The sequence below is a fragment of the Pseudoalteromonas sp. M8 genome (genome assembly GCF_018141365.1).
Classification (GTDB): Bacteria; Pseudomonadota; Gammaproteobacteria; order Enterobacterales; family Alteromonadaceae; genus Pseudoalteromonas.
On sequence record NZ_CP047240.1, the window covers coordinates 1,396,842 to 1,412,864 of the forward strand.

Annotated in this window: 13 protein-coding genes; 6 read left to right on the plus strand and 7 right to left on the minus strand. The window is 45.0% G+C overall.

What is annotated here, in order from left to right; all coding sequences use genetic code 11:
• Window positions 1-26: 26 nt before the first annotated feature.
• Window positions 27-644, plus strand: a complete 618-nt coding sequence (locus GSF13_RS11045) for an HAD family phosphatase (protein WP_211868288.1) — start codon at window positions 27-29, stop codon at window positions 642-644.
• A gap of 290 nt (window positions 645-934) precedes the next feature.
• On the opposite strand, the gene GSF13_RS11055 is transcribed toward GSF13_RS11045, so the two are convergent.
• Window positions 935-1,117, minus strand: a complete 183-nt coding sequence (locus GSF13_RS11055; RefSeq protein WP_174168472.1) for a hypothetical protein — start codon at window positions 1,115-1,117, stop codon at window positions 935-937.
• Window positions 1,118-1,420: 303 nt separating this feature from the next.
• Here GSF13_RS11055 and ggt point away from each other — a divergent pair, with 303 nt between their 5' ends.
• Window positions 1,421-3,163: a gamma-glutamyltransferase gene (gene ggt / locus GSF13_RS11060; RefSeq protein WP_211868290.1), complete on the plus strand. Its 1,743-nt coding sequence runs from the start codon at window positions 1,421-1,423 to the stop codon at window positions 3,161-3,163.
• A gap of 274 nt (window positions 3,164-3,437) precedes the next feature.
• On the opposite strand, the gene GSF13_RS11065 is transcribed toward ggt, so the two are convergent.
• Together GSF13_RS11065 and GSF13_RS11070 are read right to left on the minus strand one after the other, a co-directional pair.
• The gene (locus GSF13_RS11065; RefSeq protein WP_211868292.1) at window positions 3,438-3,911 is read right to left on the minus strand and encodes a hypothetical protein; all 474 of its coding nucleotides are present in this window, start codon (window positions 3,909-3,911) and stop codon (window positions 3,438-3,440) included.
• Between the two features lie 6 nt (window positions 3,912-3,917).
• On the minus strand, window positions 3,918-5,072 hold the full coding sequence (locus tag GSF13_RS11070; RefSeq protein ID WP_211868294.1) for a PepSY-associated TM helix domain-containing protein: 1,155 nt from the start codon (window positions 5,070-5,072) through the stop codon (window positions 3,918-3,920).
• A gap of 327 nt (window positions 5,073-5,399) precedes the next feature.
• On the opposite strand from GSF13_RS11070, the gene GSF13_RS11075 reads away from it, so the two are divergent.
• The 3 genes from GSF13_RS11075 (at window position 5,400) to GSF13_RS11085 (ending at window position 8,768) form a co-directional block, all read left to right on the plus strand.
• Window positions 5,400-7,526, plus strand: a complete 2,127-nt coding sequence (locus GSF13_RS11075; protein ID WP_211868296.1) for a TonB-dependent siderophore receptor — start codon at window positions 5,400-5,402, stop codon at window positions 7,524-7,526.
• Window positions 7,527-7,635: 109 nt separating this feature from the next.
• A complete protein-coding gene (locus GSF13_RS11080) occupies window positions 7,636-8,217 on the plus strand; it encodes a hypothetical protein (RefSeq protein WP_211868298.1) in 582 nt (193 codons plus the stop codon).
• Window positions 8,218-8,231: 14 nt separating this feature from the next.
• A complete protein-coding gene (locus GSF13_RS11085) occupies window positions 8,232-8,768 on the plus strand; it encodes a hypothetical protein (RefSeq protein WP_211868300.1) in 537 nt (178 codons plus the stop codon).
• A gap of 30 nt (window positions 8,769-8,798) precedes the next feature.
• On the opposite strand, the gene GSF13_RS11090 is transcribed toward GSF13_RS11085, so the two are convergent.
• Window positions 8,799-9,377 (minus strand): TetR/AcrR family transcriptional regulator, encoded by a 579-nt coding sequence (locus GSF13_RS11090; RefSeq protein WP_211868302.1) that lies wholly within the window; start codon window positions 9,375-9,377, stop codon window positions 8,799-8,801.
• Between the two features lie 107 nt (window positions 9,378-9,484).
• Between GSF13_RS11090 and GSF13_RS11095 the strand changes: the two genes are divergently transcribed.
• Window positions 9,485-10,684 (plus strand): MFS transporter, encoded by a 1,200-nt coding sequence (locus tag GSF13_RS11095; RefSeq protein ID WP_211868304.1) that lies wholly within the window; start codon window positions 9,485-9,487, stop codon window positions 10,682-10,684.
• Between the two features lie 16 nt (window positions 10,685-10,700).
• Here the strand turns inward: GSF13_RS11095 and GSF13_RS11100 are convergent, their stop codons facing one another.
• The 3 genes from GSF13_RS11100 to GSF13_RS11110 all read right to left on the minus strand — a co-directional run bounded on the left by GSF13_RS11100 (window position 10,701) and on the right by GSF13_RS11110 (window position 15,876).
• Window positions 10,701-12,146 (minus strand): metallophosphoesterase, encoded by a 1,446-nt coding sequence (locus GSF13_RS11100; RefSeq protein WP_211868306.1) that lies wholly within the window; start codon window positions 12,144-12,146, stop codon window positions 10,701-10,703.
• Window positions 12,147-12,235: 89 nt separating this feature from the next.
• Window positions 12,236-14,224, minus strand: coding sequence for a hypothetical protein (locus tag GSF13_RS11105; RefSeq protein WP_211868313.1), 1,989 nt, complete (start codon window positions 14,222-14,224; stop codon window positions 12,236-12,238).
• A gap of 50 nt (window positions 14,225-14,274) precedes the next feature.
• Window positions 14,275-15,876 (minus strand): hypothetical protein, encoded by a 1,602-nt coding sequence (locus GSF13_RS11110; protein ID WP_206471259.1) that lies wholly within the window; start codon window positions 15,874-15,876, stop codon window positions 14,275-14,277.
• Window positions 15,877-16,023 lie beyond the last annotated feature (147 nt).

Sequence of the window (16,023 nt, forward strand, 5' to 3'; positions counted from 1 at the left end):
TTTAAACTAACTAAAGAGGTTCAAGGATGGCAATTGGCAATATTAAACACGTAATTTTTGACGTCGGTAACGTATTTGTGAGGTGGTCACCGGAGGAGATTGTTCGGCTTACCTTTGGCAACCAATGCGACGTTGAGAGTCTAGCTAAGCAGCTGTTCCACAGTGAGATTTGGTTTGCGATTAATCGAGGCGAACTGACTGAAGCAGAGACCAAGCACGCTTTTATGCAAACCTGTCACTTAACCTCTGAGCAAGCTGACGAACTGTTCTTTTATATCAAAGAATCACTGATCCCACTTTATGGCACGCTTGCACTGATGCAGCGCCTAAAGGCGGCTGGATATAGTGCTTATGCCCTAACCGATAATGTGCACGAGATTGTGAGCCACCTAAAAGCGCGTCATACTTTCTGGCAACACTTTGACGGAGAAATTATTTCTGCTGAGCTTGGCTGCATGAAGCCCGGCAAAGCTATTTTTACTCATTTACTGGAGCGCTACCAACTGGCGGCAGGTGACTGTGTTTTTCTTGATGATGTCTTAGCGAACGTCGAAGGTGCAAAGCAGGTTGGGTTACATGGCATTCAGTTCTTTAATGCGGCTCAAGCTGAGCGCGAGTTGCGTGAGCTAGGATTAGTGTTTTAAGCAGGTCGAGACTCCAAAATAGGCCCAAGTACGGGCCTAAAAAGAATTAATCGCACATATACTGTCTATTTGTGAAAGCACAGTCGTGATCACCGTAACAAGAGATAGCACCTGTACGACAATCGTGGCGGTTAGTCGGTACACAGTCCAAATCAGTCAAACGGTTTACACCACCACCAATTTGGGGGTTGCTTGTGGTGCAATAGCTTGAGCATTGTTTAAGTTTTTAAGCGGCTTTTTATTCAGTTTAATTTTCATTTTTCATTTCCTTTGGGTGGTAAGAAAGCGTATTAACAGCGAAGGGAGCCACAGTTATAGCAAGAACCAAATGCTTTCGTGTTGCATAACTCGGTTATTTCTCTGTCACAAACCGCGGTTAAATAACCTCCCGCGATGTTTGGTGTTTGGGCTTTTTCCAAGCCTGCAGTATGGTTCAGTTGTTTTATCTTTCTTTTTGTTAGTGTTAATTTCATCTTATTTTCCTTATTGTGAAAGCTTGAATTGTCGTACAAAAAACAAACTACATTATTGACTGTACCCAACGTAAATTATTTGTCAAATATGTTTTTTAAAGGTTGAATTTGTGTTTTTCTCAATTGCCTTATTTCAACCCTGTGTAACTTCAATGCTCGATGACAAGCTGCTTTTTAGCCTTGAGTGCAGTAACTATGGTGTAACGTAAATTTGCACTGTCAGTCGCCCAACGCATCGATATTGTTTGGTCTTTTTAATCATGCAACACTGCAACATGAGAATAATTAAAAAACGGGATGAAGATGCGTAAATTAACAGCCTTGGTGTGGACTTGCTCTGTTTCCTTATGTACGGGTGTTGCGTTTGGTAACACGGCGCAAGCTGACGAGTCACCAATATTTAGTTCTAAAGCCACGGCACAGCCAATATGGGCTGAACACGGCATGGTATCTAGCCAAGAGGCACTTGCTAGTCAGGTTGGTGTAGAGATTTTAAAGCAAGGTGGCAATGCCGTTGATGCGGCTGTTGCAGTAGGTTTTAGTCTTGCCGTGACTTTGCCAAGGGCCGGAAATATCGGCGGTGGTGGCTTTATGCTAGTGCATCTGGCAAAAGAGAATAAAACCATTGCGATTGATTATCGCGAAATGGCGCCGAGTCGTGCGCACAAAGATATCTTTATTGATGAAAACGGCGAGGTAAACCCAAAGCTAAGCCTTCAGCACGGCCTTGCCGTGGGCGTTCCCGGAACGGTTATGGGGATGGAGTTAGCACTCAAAAAATACGGCACCATGACACTTAGTCAAGTTATTCAGCCTGCAATTAAATTGGCGCGTGATGGCATTAAAGTGACCTCTGACTTAGCTAACTCGCTTTCTCATCGTTATATTAAAGAACGAATGCTCGATGTACCGGCGTCTAAGGCTGTGTTTTATAAAAAAGATGGTAGCAGCTACAAGCCAAATGAATGGCTGGTGCAGGCTGACTTGGCTCACTCTTTGGAACTTGTTGCCGAAAAAGGCAGTGCAGGCTTTTATCAGGGCGAGACAGCAAAGAAAATTGTTGCTGCAGTAGAAGCAGCTGGTGGCATTATGTCGCTGGATGACTTAAAAGGCTATAAAGCGGTAGAGCGTGAGCCGGTAAAAGGCACATATCGCGGCTACGACATCGTTTCTATGCCGCCTCCTTCATCTGGTGGTGTGCATATCATAGAGATGCTGAACATGCTGGAGCAATATCCTATTGGTGAGCTTGGGCATAATAGCGCTGCTACCGTCCATTTAATGGCTGAGGTCATGAAGCGTGCGTATGCTGACCGCAGTGAATATTTGGGCGACCCCGATTTCTACGACGTACCCGTTAAAGCATTGGTGGATAAGCAATATGCAAAGCAGCGCAGTAAACAAATAAACGCAGACAAAGCGACACCAAGCCGTGAGATTAAGCCCGGTAAATTATTACCTTATGAGAGTAACCAAACCACGCATTATTCTGTGGTAGATAAGTGGGGCAATGCAGTGAGTAACACTTATACGCTCAACTTTAGCTATGGCTCAGGTATTGTCGCGGCTGGCACTGGCATTCTACTTAACAACGAAATGGATGATTTCTCGGCAAAGCCCGGCACACCAAACGGTTTTGGCTTGGTTGGTGGAGAAGCTAATGCTGTTGAAGGAAAGAAGCGCCCGCTGAGTTCGATGACACCTACGATTGTAATGAAAGAGGGTAAACCCTTTTTGGTAACGGGTAGCCCAGGTGGCTCGCGTATTATCACCACCACGCTACAAATCATTATGAATGTTATTGATCATGGTTTGAACATCGCTGAAGCAACCGTGGCTCCGCGTATTCACCACCAATGGTTACCAGATGAAATTCGTATTGAACGTAGCTTAAATGTGGATACTCGACGTCTACTAGAAAACAAAGGACACACACTTTCAGAGCAGAATGCGATGGGCTCAACCCAGTCAATCATGCTTACCGATAAAGGTCTATTTGGCTCCTCAGATCCAAGGCGTGCAGATAGCGCAGCGGTGGGGTACTAATACCAATTGAATTAATTCTCTAATCAATTTGAAGGGTGAAATAGCATATTAGCTTCGTTAAAAATTTCTCATTTAGAACAACTAAATAGCAAAATTTTTGCCTTGCCTATATGGATATAGGTACCTTAGCGGTAGCAGGACGCGAGAGCGGTGCTACTAAAGCTATTTCCCCGCTTCAAGATAGATCATTTACTTAATACAACTGGTATAATATCCTGATTTCTATTGAGTCTTAAGTGTAATTTAAATCGAGTAGGGGCGAGATGCCCCTTTTCTATGCGCTTTCTTTGACTAAATACTCTGGCAGCGGCCAATTCATGACGATGACTTCGCCTTGCCAAGTTTCAATCGTCAGCCAAACCTTGTCGTCTTTTGATAATGTTTTCTTTGCTAAAGCATGCACGTGTTGACCGTGTTTTGTGCCGTGAAGGATCCCGAGCTCATGCTCCATAAGCTGTGCAAGTGGCATCGCGTTGGGGCCGATATTAAGATAGCCTTGGCGCACAGATTCAACGTCACCTTTATTGAACAGTAGTAAGAAGTCTTTGACGTATAAGTTATCGTGGATGTATGGCGGCTTGTCGTCAAAAGGCATCGGTGTAATGCTGTACTCTCCAAGTGTTTGCTCCGCCAATGGAGCGGGAAACTCTGGATGTAATGATTGATAATAAAACCAAGCTGGCAACACCAGCAATAGGGCATTTAACCAATATTTATTGTGCTGTATAAAGCGTTTGACTGCATTCATGGCGATTTACCCTTGCTGTGCTTTTAGTTGTCTTGCATTGCTCCGTTCTTGGCTACGCGCGCGTTTGGTCCGAAGCTGATACATGATAAATCCGGTAACTGACATCCCGGATAAAATACAGCCAAAAATAAACCAGATGACTTTGGTCCAGATCCCTCCTATGGTGCCGTAGTGCAGTGGATCTGTGATGTGCATAACCGTTTGTAAGCCTGTCATTGAATCAGGGTTTGCATGATGAACGACTGTATCATTCCAAGTGTTGTAGGCAATATTAATGCTGTAATCGTCATAGAGTACGTAGTCGTTTGCGCCACTGATTTTGAGCGTATCGCGGTTATGCTCAGGTAGCATGATGTAACTTGGGCGAAAGTCAGTGTACTGCTGTTGGATTTCACCGAGCGCTAGGTCAACACTGGTTTCCACTGCATTCGCGTTTATTGTTGAGTTGGGTATATCCGCAGCATTTAATGTTTCATGATGTTCTAGTTCAACACCAGCATGCCACAGCACCGCTTGCGTTAAATACCACAGTCCGGTGAGGCTCATTACGGTCATAAACCAAAGCGACCATACTCCACTGAGTTTATGGATGTCAGCGGCAAGGGTACGACCTCCTTGTGATTTACGCAGCTTAAACTGAAAAAACGCTAACCAAAACTTTTTGTATACCACCAGGCCTGTGATCAACGCGCCCAATAGGATCAGTGACATAAACGCCACTAAATAGTAACCAACACTGTAGCCATTTTGCCATGGAAATAGCAGCCAGCCATGTAGTGAACGCATAAAGTTAATAAACGTATTGCCGTCATTTATTTCCTGAACAGCCCCTGTGTACTGGTTTACATATGCAAGCGCATAGGGCTTGTCGACGTCGGTAAACATCACCACATAGGTCAAATAGGGCTCTCTCACATTGAGCCCCATGACATCTGCACTTGGGTACTCATCTTTAAACGTGCGTAACACTGAGCCCGCTGACATCTCACTTACCTGACTGGGGTTATATGCCCGAGAATCAGGGTTGGTAAGCCATGTAAGTTCATGGCTGAAAACGGAAATGGTACCTGTGATACAAATAAAGCAAAACAGTAGCCATATTGGCAGTGAAAACCAACCATGCAACTGAAACCAAAACTTGTTGCTTATTTTCTTTGCCATTGTGTGTTCCTAGTTCTTTGAATGACGGCGACAAATTAAAGCTGAGGGAGTATTTGCGCAAAAATGTAAATAAAGTATATCTTTTTAAAAGTGTAAATGGCAATTATATTCATTTGGATGTGCGTTAAATGGCATGTTTTATTCGTTTAGCGGTTTATCTTTCTTGTTTCTTTTATAGGAAAGTTGTTTTAAATTAGTTGGTTACTTATTTTGGGAACGTTCCTTAAATCGGGTTCGAAACTGGTTGTAATTTACCTTAATGTTATTGCTAATGGTTATCATCTGCATTATGATCGTTTCGATTTTTACAATATTAGGATGAACCCAGTGAACACTCTGCCTCTCAAAACGCTCTCATTTGCTGTTATGGCAGCGCTCGGCACGTCAGCATTACAGGTGCAAGCAGCACAGCAAGATAAAGAAGAAATTGAAAAAATAGTTGTGACGGGAAAATACACCGTCAATGAAGTGATAGACACCGCAACTGGCTTAGGGTTATCACTTCTTGAGACGCCGCAATCTGTTAGTGTTATTACCGCTGCACGGATCAAAGAGCAAAAACTCGATACATTAACCGATACTGTGTTAAATGCGATTGGGGTGTCAGCGAAAGAAGTTGATAATGTTCGTAATACGTTGCAGTCACGTGGCTTTGACATTACCAATTATCAAATTGACGGCGTTCCTTTGTCATGGAGTTTGGCAGGTGATTCAGGTGAAACCATCGCGGATGTTGCGATATATGAGCGCGTGGAGTTTGTGCGTGGTGCGACGGGGTTATTAACCGGCGCGGGCGATCCTTCAGCTTCTATTAACCTAGTACGCAAACATGCAAATAGCACCGACCTCACAGGTTTTGCCAGTGTCTCTTTGGGAAGCTGGAACAATAAAGAAGTGATGGTGGACGTTGCCAATGGATTAACTAACGATGGCAGTGTGCGTGGACGAGTGGTCGCGAAGTATGAAGAAGGTGACTCGTATCTAGATCTCTTCTCTGACGAAAGTACCGTGCTTTATGGGGTACTAGAAGCGGATTTAAGCACGCATTCGACGATCCGCGTTGGTGCAAGCTATCAGCGTAACGACCCTACCAGTCCAACTTGGGGGGCATTACCTACTTTCTTTACCGATGGAAGTAAGACAGACTGGGAAGTCGAAAAAACCACAGCTGCAAATTGGACTGAGTGGCAAACTACTGGCACCAATGCTTTTGTGAACTTTAGCCACAACTTTGCAAATGGTTGGGAACTGGTCGCCAATTACAACAAGCTGAAATACGAGCAAGATACAGAGCTGCTGTATTTATTCGGCACGTTGGATAAAACAACAGGTGAGGGCTTAGCGTCTTGGCCCTATAAAAGTACAGGTGAAAGTAACCAAGACAGCTTTGATATCCAGCTTAAAGGTTTTTATCAACTCGCCGGTCGTGAGCATGATTTCGTAACTGGCGCGCTTTACAGTGAGCAAAGCGCCGATACACTCACTTTCGCTACGCTCGATAATGCCTTTTTGCCAGTTGGCAATTTTTACGAGTGGGATGGTAATTTTCCTGAGCCGACGTGGGGCACAGAAACCTCAGTTGCTCAAGATATGGATACCGAGCAAAAAGGGTTTTACGCCGCAACAAGGCTAAATCTTAGCGATGAACTTAAAGTAATAGCGGGTGGTCGGTTGTCGAGCTGGCAGCGCGAAGGCGAAAGCTATGGCGTCATCACTGATTTTGGCGACAATGGCGTATTTATACCTTACGCTGGTGCCTTGTACGACTTGTCGACAACGCAGCGAGTGTATGCAAGTTACACTGAAATATTCCAGCCGCAAAATGCCCAAGACCGTAATGGTGATTTCCTTGAGCCAATCAAAGGAAAATCATACGAAGTGGGGCTAAAAAGTACCTATCTAGATGACACGCTGCAAACAACATTGGCGATTTTCCAAATCGAACAAGATAACCTAGCTCAAGATGATGTTGGATACATAGTTCCTGGTTCGGTAAATACAGTCGCGCAATATGCTGCTGAAGGCACAACCAGTAAAGGCTTCGAATTTGAAGTGGTGGGTCAGTTAACTGACGGTTTTGATGTGCATTTGGGTTATTCACAATACAAAGCAGAAGATGCCAACGGCGTTGAAGTGAATACGGATAATCCAAGAAAGCAATTTAAGTTGTATACGACTTACCAATTTGTGAATGCTTTACCTGAGTTGACGATTGGCGGTGGCGTGAACTGGCAGGATGACACTTATTCAGTAACGGGCAACGATAGGCTAGAGCAAGATGCTTATGCACTGGTTAGCTTGATGGCAAACTACGCTCTGGCAGACAATATGGCGCTACAGCTCAACGTAGAAAACCTCTTCGATGAAAAGTACTACAGCCAAATAGGCTTCTTTGATCAGTATCGTTATGGCGCGCCGAGAAATTACAGCTTAAGTTTTAGCTATGATTTTTAGCAGACTATAAACTAACTAAGCGTGGCTAGTGAGCCACGCTTTTGTTCATTGTCTATTTATTGCAAGAACTGTACGCTTGGAGGCAATACAGTCAAAAAGGAATTTTGCAATGAATTTATCCCCTGCTTTTTTGGTCGCTGGCTTTATAGTAAATATGAGTACAGCGTCCGCCACACCGGACTATCAAAATGTGCTTAACCAGCTACCGCTGCCACCTAATGAACTTACCACTTTACTGCATGACCTAGCACTACATGGCCTTGAGCAGCACGCTATGGCTGAATTAATTAAGGACTATAACCGATTACACAACAAACGGATAGAATGTGCCAACGTTGCGACTGTGTTGAAAAGGTCGCAATTGGACTCACTCAAAATGGATGTAGAGTACTACACCACTGTGCTTTTTTATGTTGATGGTTTGAACAAAAATCAGTGTGAATCTGCGGAGTTTGGCGCTTTTACAAGGACAGTCGCTATAAATTATGTGGTGCATAAGAGCCCGAGGGAGTTTAAGCTGGTGAAAGCAATGAACGTGCTATCTTCTGGGCGTTACGCAAATTTTATTGAGTTTGAGGCTGAGTTTAACGCTTTACCTGAGACCGTTAAAACGGCCGCGCTAAAAGCGGATTTTCTTCGAGATAACTTTAATTTGTTTCAAAGCTTGGAGCAAGTTCACGGACACGAGTGATAAAAGGAATATTTGTGAAATCCCTGCTATTAGTTTTGATATTGTTTGCGTTTGCGCCGCAAACTAACGCTGAAACAATGTCAGTAGATCTTACGCCGACTATTGAGTATCCAGTTGAACAACTTGAACCAGTTCAAAAGACGCTGCTTAGTGAGCTGTTAAATAGCGTAACACAACTGGGTGTTAGAAAAGCGGCATGCGAAAGTGAGCGTGCTATTACAGAAGAGCAATTACGCAGTCTTAATATTACCTCGCAGCAGCGAGGTATCGTTTTATCTTATTTTTATATTCACCAAAAAAGGGAATGTGAAGCCGAAGAATATGGCGAATTCGCCAGACTTGTTGCCGCGAATTTAGCGGTGCAAAAGCAGTCAGGAGTCTTAAGGTTCGTGAATGCGCTAAACACGGTAAGCTCCAGCGTTTATTTCGATTATGTTGAAACGGAGCTGGAGTTTAACCAGCTACCAGAAAGTGTTCGTAATAAAACCTACCAAGCCGAGTTTTTACAGCATCCGTTTAGTCTTATGCATACGCTAGAACAGTTCGAATGATTCGGCGCGTTGTTACTGATTAAGTAAAACCTAAGCTAACATAATACGGTTTAATAATTCGTATGCGGTACGTTTTGCATCATCTACGGCTTGATCGGGTACTTGATGATTTGCAATCCAAAGTGCGAGACTCGTTAATCCACCATTGATAAATTGAGCGCTAGTTTTATGCGCTTGAGAACTCTGTTGCGGTGCGATTACACCTAGTAACTGTGTGATTGATGCCACACACCCTGACGCTGCCTTTTCGAGTTGTTCAGGCTCTAATACCGACTGCGCATCACGTAATATGATACGCTGTATCTCGGGCTCCGTAGCCATATCCAAGTAAGTTTCTGCACGTTTCAAAAGCGCTTGCAGAGGTGAGGTTTCACTACGTTCAATATCACGGAGCCGGAGATCCATTTCACTATCTAGTTGCTGTACGACTGCGTAAAACAACCCTTTTTTGTTGCCAAAGTGATGATATAGCGCTCCTCGAGTGAGTCCTACATCCGCTGTTAGCTCTTCTAATGCCGTCCCTGCAAATCCTTTACTTGCAAAAAGCACTCTGGCTTGGGCCAATAGCTCGCTGCGGGTTTTCTCCATCATGCTGCTTCTTGTTGTCATTTTGCGATCCTTATTAAAAACTACGCAATTTATAATTGACATACAGTATGTATGTCAATTATTTTTACATACACACTGTATGTGAAAATAATCTCAAGGAGAGATCAATGAATAATCCTTACTCCGAAATTTTTAAGATAAAAGGAACTAAGCATTTTAGCTGTGCTGGTTTTATTGCTCGTATGCCGCTCTCTATGATGGCGATTGGGTTAATCACCATGCTTTCGCAACTCTATGACTCACATTGGATTGCCGGTTCCATTGCTGCGCTATTTACCTTTACCATGGCATTTGCTGCGCCGCAGTTGTCGCGACTGATTGATAGGGTAGGGCAACGCAAGGTTGTGATCCCAGCGGCCTTGTTTAGTGCAGTATCTGCGCTGGCATTGTTGCTATTAAGTCACTTGCAAGCGCCACTTTGGAGCCTCTATGTTCTAGCCATGTGTGCGGGCATTATGCCAAGTGTTCCGGCTTTAGTTCGGGCTAGGTGGAGTGCGATACAATCAGATCAAGGCTTACTTAATACGGCATATTCTTTTGAGTCGGTACTGGATGAAATTACCTTTGTGATAGGACCTCCACTTGCGATTGCATTGAGCAGCTTGCTCTTTCCTCAAGCCGGTCCGTTGCTAGCGGTTATTTTGTTTGTGATAGGCAGTATTTGGTTAGTGTCGCAAAAGGACACTGAGCCAAAAATAGAACAAAGTGAAAATCAGACCCGAACTTCCGCACTGGCTAACTCCACGGTTAAGTTGCTTAGTTTGGTGTTATTGGCGCTCGGTGTAATAGTTGGTGCTATCGATGTATTAAGTATCGCTTTTGCTCAGCTGCAAGGGATGCCAATTGCGGCCAGCTTAGTATTGTCGATGTACGCGTTTGGTTCTTGTATCGCTGGGTTTGGATTTGGAGCCGTTAAGTGGCGTCTGTCTATGCCAGTACTGCTTGTACGTTTTGCGATGTTCACATTGATCGCGAGCGTGCTATTACTCAGTGTTAACCACGTTTATGGTTTGGCGGTAGTGATGTTTATTTCGGGACTCGCGTTTGCTCCAACGATGATCATTGCCATGGGTCTGGTTGAGCAAAGCGTACCAAAACACTTACTCACTGAAGCCTTAACTTGGCTAATTACCGGACTCGGTGTAGGGATTGCAGGTGGGGCTGCGTTGACCGGGTGGGTCGTTGAACACTTTACCGTGGATCTTGGATTTGGGGTTGCAGTGGTCGCTGCTGCTACCGTGGTGTTACTCGCCTGGTATCAAAAACACGAAGATACAAGGCGAGCAACTCAAGTTGCCAGTGATTAGGATGTAAGAGTCGCGCTTACTTCGCCCGACATACCGCTTTTTTATCTGCAGTTTCGCTGCTGCAGGTTAGAAAAGCGGTACCACTTTCATCCAAAAATTCCCCTTGCCACGCGCCATCTTCGCCAAGCTTAATTGATAAAAAGCCGAACTTACCTTGTTCGTTAACGAGTGCGTTTTGGCTATCAAGTGCATAATCAAATTCGCTAAAGGCATTGGTATCACTGAGGCTGACGCCGCTATTGCCGACAACGATTTGCGCAGGGCGTGCGGTACTGGCGGCAAAGGTTGAAGACTGATAAATATGCATATGTCCAGCGAGTGATAAAGTCACGTGTTCAGGCAACTTGCCTTGTCTGGTGTTCTTCAGCGCAGTTTGCAACATTACATTTAAGGTGTCTTTGGTTGTTGGGTCTTCAACGCCCCAAATGGGTCTGTGGCTCATAATCCACATGGGTTTGGTTTTGAGTAGTTCGCTTCTGACATTGAGTCGTTGATATTGCTGTTGGTAGACTTTTGTTAGGCCATTGTCTGCACTGGCATCACAGGCATTGGCGCTATCCATTACCCACACACTGAGCGGTTTTAAGTTGATGGTATAGGAGTTTTGCACAATGATATGGGCACTTGCAGATTGTGGCGGTTGATTATAATCCCCTTGAGATGGACATTGCTTTTGCTCAATGGCATCAGGAAGACTGGCTCCCGGGCCAAAAAAGTAAAACCAGCCTATTCCGGCGCGGCTACAAAGTTCATGATTGCCTCGTGCAAAAATCCATGGTGCGGTTGCTGAAAGATCCGTTGTTGCGGCAAAAAAGTCGGCTTGCCAGTTGCTCCATGTATCTGGTCTTGGGCTATTTAACGCGTTTTGACTGTAGTAGGTATCGTTAAGACCGCAGCTAGTACCACCATATCCACCATCGCCTGCGTCATAAGCATAGGTATCACCGGAGATCGCACCACCGGTGCCTCGATAGTTGAAATCCCCCATATGGAGCAACAATTGCGGTTGTTGCTTTGCCCCTTGCTCTGCGAGAGTTTTAAACGGCTCGGCAGCAGTGTTGTTTTCGCAAACTGATGACTTACAGCCAGTGTCGCCAAAAACCGCAATTTTATTCGGATCGAATGTCACGGGCGCTAACGAGAATTGACTACCACTGACGGTATAAGCCGTGTTTGGGGAGATTTTCGCTTCGCATACAGAGACTGGAAAGTGTGTTTGGTTCGGACGCATCGCTCGCAACTGCATCGGCATGGATTTTTTACCAAAGAGCAAGCTTGGGCATTGATTGGCGTCGTTGAGCACGCCGTCAACAACGACGCGCGCGTAGATATTTGGGGCTTCAGTAGTGGAAGGCGCAAACATTGAGTAAGCGCCTAATACTTTGGTGTTCGCTTGTTGGACTGCAAACGTGCTGTTACAAGCAATTAAATTGAGCGTCGCAATGGCGATGATGATGCGCATGACTTCATTCCTTTTTGAACAGTTGAATGAAGTTTAATGCATTGTTAACAATTTGCGAGTTTCGAATACGAATATCTTGCTTCTGCTGGTTATTGGTGGCTGCAGCGGTAGAAGCCGGTGACTGTGTCTTGGCTAAAGCGTGTGCCGTTAACATAGGTGTCTTGGTTGATTTTACCAAACTGCGCTAGGTTAAATTGCAATCGTGCAAGCATTTCAGCACTCGAGGCCTGCTCAAAGGTTTCTGTTACCGGTGGATCGCCAACAAAGTTGGTATACCAAGGAAACCAAGAATTATCCTGCCCACTGACTGTTTGGTTCGGATAATAATTCCCTCCTTGCCAACGGTCGAAGGTAAGATCTTCGAGGCTAAATAGGCCAAAACCTGGCTGTGTCATACAAGCATCAGCCGCCTGATACTCAGGGTAACCTGAGCTGGCAGCAAAATGATTACAAACATTATGTGGCAAATTACTGCTATTCGCCGCTTGATACTCCGCCTTTCTAAACATCACAGGATGTGCGGGGCTTCCTGATGGGTAGACGATATTTGCCGCGACAGGTGATCCCCAGCGATAATGGTACATGGCCACAGCCAATCCTAAATCTTCCTTACTGGTGGCAACATTATCTGGATGAGTCCACACTCCACCCGGATCGGTTGGCGTTGCCCCATTTTTAAAAATAATCCCATATTGATTGTTTTCTAATTGATTCATTAGATTTGGCGTTGTGTTGTCAACCACCGTCGTTGGGATCATTGTGCTTGCGGCATTGGGAGTATAGGCGAGTGTTGGGTTATTTAATGCCTTCCAGCATAGCAAGCCATAACCATAGCCACTGGCTATCATCGGGCAGCCAGACATTGCCGATGCCGATTGGTTGCTTTCATATGTATGTGTTGTTGAACGTGCCGAAACTTCGCCGGAGCTAACCAATATTCCCCACGCATTGCGAGTAATGCGAATATCAGCAAACTCGGTGTCAGGAATAAATACCGTTGTGGCCGAAATAACCTGTAGTTCTAAATCTAGTTCCAGTAGAGAGGTGGCAACGAGGGCGTCTTCATGAAGCTTTGGATACTGCGTCATAATCGTTTGCTGCGATGGTTTAATCACAGCGTCTCTTGGTGATAACCCTAATAAATATAAGCGATCATTATCAAGATAGCTTGCCAGTAAGCGTGATAGCTCAAGTTGCGCGATTGGACGCTTGGCTTGTATATTTGAGTTGTTATCCGTGAGGGTGAGGTCGGTATTTTGAAGCAGCAACCAGTGCTTATCACTTAGACCCACAACCTGAGTTTGGTTAAGTATGTGACGAGATACGCTATCAGCTTGGCGAGTAACAATTAAACTATCGTCATTCAACGAATAGCTAGACTGTGTGGTGTCATTGTGGTGATGACGCAGCGCCGGTGGCTGATATTGTCCGATTAAGGTGGTAAGTTCAATGCGAATTGCGTCGCGAGTACTTTGAATAAGCCAATTTCCGGTTTCATCTCGAACAAAAATAGCCGGACTATATTGACCAGATTTATCCACGCTAAATGCTTGCCAAGTGGTATTACAGGCTTTGGCGCAGGAGGAGAAACTTCGAGTAAGGGATGACTTATCTTTTGCCAGAGATTCGTCATAGTTATCATTAAATACAAAGGGTAACTCAGCTTTACCCGACGCGAGTTGTAACGTGAACAGTAAGCGCCGTTGATTGCCGCTGGCATAGAGTCTGTTTTCTTTTAGATAACCGAGCTGGAGTTGAGAGTAACTCTCTAACTTTTTCATGTTTCCAGCTTCACCTTGATAGCTGGGCTCATACGTCTCGCTATTGAATGGTGCAGTTTGCTCTAATTGGGGAAATTGCAGCGTTTGTTTGCAGGCATCTTCTGCGCATGTTTGTAAGGTGATCCTTTGGTCCTGATACTGAAAAGAATACCAAGGTGAAAGGGCTTGATAACCTTGTTGTCCTGCGTGAAATAATAGCGGTAGGGTTGATGTATCGTAGTGCCCTGACTCTGCTGAGGCGTTAACGCTTAAAGACAAAACCCAGCAGGTAAGCGTAGTGGCGATGAACTTATTCATAATCTTTCCTTATTGGAGTAGGGCAGCGCATGGCCACCCTTAACAAAAACCTAGTGAATGATGCCTTGGCGTTGGCCTGCATTAACGGGTTTGTTGAGCTGCACAGAGAGCCAGTTTTCAACGTCACTACGTAATGATGCGTCGCTATCTGGACCGGATTGTGACGAATAGAACCATAACCCTGTTGGTGCTGGGGCATTGACATTGCTGCCGCAGGTAAAGTGATTTGCCGCATACATCACCGCGCCTGAGCTACCATATTCGTAATGACTGTCCGAATAACCACCGTAGCCTCTGGCTTGCACCCGACCTTTTGAATCAAGGGTAAAGTGATACACTTCATTGGGTTGCAACAAGAAAGGGCTGACGTCGGACGAATCAAAGCGCGCGCGCATTGTGGTGGTAACACTGGCTTGATTACCCGAACGCGTGATCATGCCTGCCAAGTTGGTGATGAGCGCATCGGCCAATTGACCATCAAGCAAGCTGCCAGGGTTGCCATTGACGATTGCAGAAGTAATGCCAAGTGCGGCTTTAACGACTCCAATGGTGGAGTTTAAATTCCATGTGGTGTTATATCCCATGGCTGCGCCACCGGCTTTATTAAACAAGATGACTTCAGGTGCAGCTCCTGGCAAATCGACCGCAAATTTTGCGCCGTCGGTTGCGTGTGAGTTGGTACCTTTTGACCAAATTTTTTTAGCTTGCCCAGTTACATGGTAGCGAGCTGAATAAGTGCCTCTGACTTCTAAATTGCCCGAACAGGCATTGCTTTGATTACATGCAAATCCCCCGGTGTCTGCACACAACATTTTGACGTGGAACTCGGTCGAATTATGGGCTGAGGTGTTATCGAAACTGAGCGCTTTATTTTTTGACCAACGTTTCCCCTTAGCTGAGTGAAAGGCGCCGTAGGCTGAGGTATTGACATAAGCATGGTGCTTAGAAAAACCACTACCATCGCTGGTGGATGTGCTCCAAGGCGTTTGGGTTGATGGGTAGTTAGTGACTACTTGGCCTGTGCTGGTTGAAGGGGTCACCATCTGACATGAGCATTGTGACTTAGGCCCGAAGATGGGTTTTTTAGTCAGCAATTCTTTTAATTCGGCAAGAATATCTGACGGTAGCGTCCTATCGTATTCAAGTACCGAGAGCCCTTTACGTTTAGGAGCTGCGTATTCCTTATGCCAAGTGCTGTAAAGCTGCGGTGCATTTCGCTCTAAATGTTGGCTGAGTGTTGGCACTTTTTGCTGTTGTGTCCATTTTTCGAATACCGTCGGTTTAAATTGAATAAGATATCGAGTAAAGAAAAAGTTATCTTCAGGCGTTTGCTCGGTAAAAGCATTTTCCCATGCTGATAATACGTTTTGATCTAAAGCTTTTGCTTGGCTTAGCATCTCTCCATCTCGATAGTCGCGGATCAAGCTATCGACATAGCGGTCTAATTCATATTCTTCGTCGTTGTCGGAGATATATTCAAGCAAGGAAACACGGTCTTGAGACCAGTTTGAAATGGCTTGCCACGCTTCTGGGCTTACTTGAGAGGGGGCCATTTCTCCATATTCTTCTGCGGCTTGTAGCGAAATACTACCCAGTAACAACGTGCTGGTAACTAGGCTGACTAACTTTGGGGTGAAATTTCTCTGTTTCATTTTTCTATTCCTTCATCGTTGTGCTGAGTCAACATGCCTCATGCATTGTTAACTTGCCTTGTGATGTTGGAAACTTTTTCAGCGATTGAATAGGAGGTTGTAGGGCCAGTTAGGGTCAACTTGGGTAAAACCTTTGATATTAAACGG